This is a genomic window from uncultured Campylobacter sp., from assembly GCF_938018035.1.
Lineage (GTDB): Bacteria > Campylobacterota > Campylobacteria > Campylobacterales > Campylobacteraceae > Campylobacter_B.
The window spans coordinates 1-3,805 of sequence record NZ_CALIJF010000389.1; the positions used below are offsets into that span (position 1 = coordinate 1).

The 3,805-nt window shown below is 48.9% G+C and carries 4 protein-coding genes and 1 pseudogene; 1 reads left to right on the forward strand and 4 read right to left on the reverse strand.

Features of this window, described 5'->3' with window-relative positions:
- The 4 genes from Q0257_RS11825 to Q0257_RS11840 all read right to left on the reverse strand — a co-directional run.
- The coding region (locus tag Q0257_RS11825; protein ID WP_298025043.1) for a 1-deoxy-D-xylulose-5-phosphate reductoisomerase at positions 1-869 on the reverse strand (869 nt) is incomplete at its 3' end.
- Positions 863-1,627 (reverse strand): phosphatidate cytidylyltransferase, encoded by a 765-nt coding sequence (locus Q0257_RS11830; protein ID WP_005872778.1) that lies wholly within the window; start codon positions 1,625-1,627, stop codon positions 863-865. The genes Q0257_RS11830 and Q0257_RS11825, both read right to left, overlap by 7 nt.
- Positions 1,628-1,676: 49 nt before the next feature.
- The gene (locus Q0257_RS11835; protein ID WP_298025045.1) at positions 1,677-2,999 is read right to left on the reverse strand and encodes an NFACT RNA binding domain-containing protein; all 1,323 of its coding nucleotides are present in this window, start codon (positions 2,997-2,999) and stop codon (positions 1,677-1,679) included.
- Positions 3,000-3,004: 5 nt separating this feature from the next.
- Positions 3,005-3,529, reverse strand: a complete 525-nt coding sequence (locus Q0257_RS11840) for a nitroreductase family protein (RefSeq protein WP_298025047.1) — start codon at positions 3,527-3,529, stop codon at positions 3,005-3,007.
- A gap of 97 nt (positions 3,530-3,626) precedes the next feature.
- Here Q0257_RS11840 and Q0257_RS11845 point away from each other — a divergent pair.
- Positions 3,627-3,805, forward strand: a pseudogene (locus Q0257_RS11845) (3-isopropylmalate dehydratase large subunit); the annotation flags it as partial.

Below are 3,805 nucleotides of genomic sequence, written 5' to 3' on the forward strand. Positions count from 1 at the left end.
TCTTTGAGGGTAAAGATTTGAAATTTCATCTCGTCGATCGGCTTAAATTCTATCGGTCGCAGCGCGCACAGATCTACGGGCGCGGTGATCTGCTCCCGTACGTCGCCGCTAAACATCGCGTGCGCGATCGCTAGGCGCATATCGGCCCTGCTAATGTGCGCCGTCGTAGAGCCGTCTGCGAATTCGACTAGCGCGTGGATCTGCGAGGTGCGCTCGATGAGCGCATCGATATCGCGCATGCCGTAGAGCCAAAACGCCTCGATCACCTCAAAGAGCTTATTCGCCATCGTGGCGCTGTCGATCGTGATCTTCGCGCCCATCTTCCAGTTGGGGTGCTTGAGGGCGTTTTGCGGCGTGAGCGAGCCCAGCTGCGTTAGCGGAACGTCGTAAAACGCGCCGCCGCTAGCCGTGATGATTAGGCGAGAAACGGGGGTTTTGGCGTTGCTAAGTAAAAATTTCAGTCCGAAATGTTCGCTGTCGATCGGGTAAATTTTATCCGTTTGCAGAAATTTCCCGCCGACGACGAGGCTTTCTTTGTTGGCGAGACAGAGCCTTTTGCCGAGCTCTTGGGTTTTTAGGCTGGGCATCATGCCCGCAAAGCCTACGAGAGCGTTTACCACGGTCGTGCTTTTGCACTCCGCAAGCATCTGCAAAATTCCATCCGCGCCGCAAAATACGCGCTCGTGATCCACCTCGCTTTTTTGCTGCGTGTCCGCGATGCAGACGAGACGAGGATGAAATTTTGCGATCTGTTCGTTTAAAAGCTTGATATTACGCCCGCAGCTAAGCGCTTCGATCATACTGCCGCTGCGCGCGGCTACGTCTAGGGTGTTTGTGCCGATAGAGCCCGTGGAACCTAAAACTACCATGAATAGACTATCGCCATCGCGATTGCGCCGAACATATAGCCGTCGATGCGGTCTAAGATCCCGCCGTGTCCCGGAAAGAGCGCGCCGCTGTCTTTAAGACCCGCCGCGCGTTTTAGGTAGCTCTCAAATAGATCGCCAAACACGCCAAAAATTGCTATGATGATGGTTTTTCCTAAAATTTCAAGCGGCGGCATATTGGTAAAGATGCGCGCATAAATGAGGCTAACGATAAGCGCGAGCGCAAGACCACCTAGTACGCCTTCTACGGTTTTATTCGGCGAGCTAGCGCTTAGCGGGGTTTTGCCAAAGGCTCTTCCGATAAAATATGCGCCACTATCGCTAGCTACGATAATAAAGATCAGCCAAACGAAGTGAAAAACTTCCCCAAAATCATCGTAAGCCGCCCACATAAAAAATATCGGCGCAACGGGATAGATGAAAGGAAGCGTGATCTTTAGGCTAGGACCCTTGGTAAAGGCTACGACAGAGGCGACGCATAGGATCATCAGGATGCTAACTTTTAGCGCTGAGACGAAAGGCTCATCGGTCTGCGTAAATGGTAGCAGCGCAAAAAATGCGATCGCCAGCGCGAGCCACTTTTTGCTAGTTTCCTCCAGACCCCATAACTTGAGGCTTTCAAAAAACGCAAGCACGAGTATCAGCGCAAATACGGCGAAATTTAGCCACCTAGCGTTTATGAGAATTAGAGCCAAAAATACGGCGAGTAAAATGCTTGCCGTGATTATTCTTTGCTTCATAGAATTTCCTTGGAATTTATTTTGAGCAATTATATCGCAAGCTCGCTTATTACGGCTTTAAAACGCTGATTGTTTTAAAATTTACGTAGTTTACGAAAGCACCTTCGTTGATTTTGACATTTTGACGTTTGGTGTAATCGACGAGATATTTTCCGCTGCCGCTTGCACTGAAGCTCACGCAAATTTTAGCAGCAAATTCGACCACCTCTTCGCTTAGACTTTGCTTATTTGTCTTTACGATGACATGTGCGCTTGGAATATCCTTAAGATGAAACCAATAGTCGGATTTGGAGCTATTTTTTAGTAAGAACTCATTGCCTTTTTCGTTTTTCCCGACGCTGATTTTAAAATCCCCGAGATAAAAGTTCGCTACATATTCGCTATTTTTTTCCTTGCTTTTTTGCCTAGTTTGCGTGCGCTTAGGCATTAGAATTTCGATCTCGTGTGCATCCTGTGCGGCAAGGACGAGCGATTTTAAATTCTCGTAAAACGCGAGTTTCTCCTTTAAATTTTGCTCTTCGATATGGATATTAGCAGCCTTTTGGCGCATACGCTTTGCCTCAGAGTAAAGCTCGCCCAAAGTGGCACTTGCAGGCTTTTGCAGCTTAAATTCTATCGCTTCGGCGTCTCCTTTTTGCAGTGTAAATTCTCGCGCACTGGTTGGAATTTTATAGATATTTTCTTTTAGCAAGGCAGCTTTCGCACCTAAAAGCTCGGCGCTTCGCAGTAGTTCGGCGCTGCTTTGCAAAGAGCCTAAAGCCTCACGCACCGAGTCTAGCTTTTTATTTAGCGCCGTGATTTTTGCGGATTTGAGCGAGTTTAAGCGATCCGCATTTAGCGCGTTAAATTCCGCGCGAAAAAATGCTCTAAAGTCCGAAATTTTTGGCACGGGGGCTTCTTTAATATTTGCAGGCGGCAGATGACGGAGTTTTCTTCCTACCTTGATCTGTCTAAATTCCGTCTCGAAGTGCCGCAGCGCCTCTAAAATCACATCGTTTTCATCGGTGATTATTACGTTGGTAAATCGCCCGGTAAATTCGAAGTAGATATTTGAGCTTTGGGTTTTGTAGCTTGCGTTTTGGCTTACGCTAAGGCATAGAATTCTATTATTTTCTGGCACGCTAACGGAGGTGATGCGCGATTTTACGAAGCGCTTGGCAAGTAGCACATCAAAGGGCGCCGCGTAAACCTTGCCTTCGGTAAAAGCGTCATTTTCGTGGATATTGCAGCCCGATTTATTCATATCGAAAAACAGCGTCTCGTTGCCGTCAAAGCAGACTTTAAAAAGGTTATCTCCTACGCGCTTAATGTGCGAAAGGAAGCGTTTGGCGCGTAGATACTCGCAAATTTGAATTAAGTTTTGATACTTCATACGCGTTAAAATTTCTCTTTGTGGATTTTGCTTAAATTTAGCTTCTGCAGATCGTGCGGGCTCGGGTGCCGTTGCAGCACGCCGAGGGCTAGTATCGCTTCTGCTTTGAAATTTAGCGGAAAGCCCAGTGCCTCGCGCAAAAACTCCTCGCAGCTGCGCCCGTCCGCGGCGGCGCGCAGCCTTACCTGCACCCAGCAGCTGCCGAGATTTAGCGCGCTTGCGGCAAGGTGCATGTAGCCTAGCGCCACCGAGCAGTCCTCGATCCAGACGTCCTGCTTCTGCTCATCTGCGATCACGACGATCGCGGCCGCAGCCTGTTTTAGCATATCCGCTCCGCTGCTGCGGCATCCGCTTAGCCGCTCAAGCATCCGTTTGTCGCGCACGAGGATGAACTCCCACGGGCGGCGTGCATGCCCCGACGGCGCAAGCAGGCCCGCTTTTAAAATTTTATCCAGCGCCTCGTCCTCAAGCGACCCCTGCGCGTATTTTCTTACGCTTCTGCGGTTTGCAAAAATATCTAAAATTTCCATCGTCTCGCTCCTTGCGGCTCAATTATACATAAAATTGCAAAAATTTATGATTTTTTAGCTAAAATCGCGCAAATTTAACCGATACGAAGGAGATTTTATGAAGCAGACGATCACGGAGAAAATTTTTAGCGAGCACGTGGGCGAGGCGGTTTTTGCGGGACAGATCATCGAAAGCGCCATTGATATGGTCATCGGCAACGACATCACGACGCCGATTTCGATCAAGCAGTTTGAGCTTAGCGGCGCGAAAAAGCTCGCCAACCCGGACGGCTTTGC

Excerpts from the sequence above, each read along its gene's own strand:
- Q0257_RS11830 (WP_005872778.1), bottom strand. The coding sequence starts at position 1,627 with ATGAAGCAAAGAATAATCACGGCAAGCATTTTACTCGCCGTATTTTTG.
- Q0257_RS11840 (WP_298025047.1), bottom strand. The coding sequence starts at position 3,529 with ATGGAAATTTTAGATATTTTTGCAAACCGCAGAAGCGTAAGAAAATAC.
- Q0257_RS11835 (WP_298025045.1), bottom strand. The coding sequence starts at position 2,999 with ATGAAGTATCAAAACTTAATTCAAATTTGCGAGTATCTACGCGCCAAA.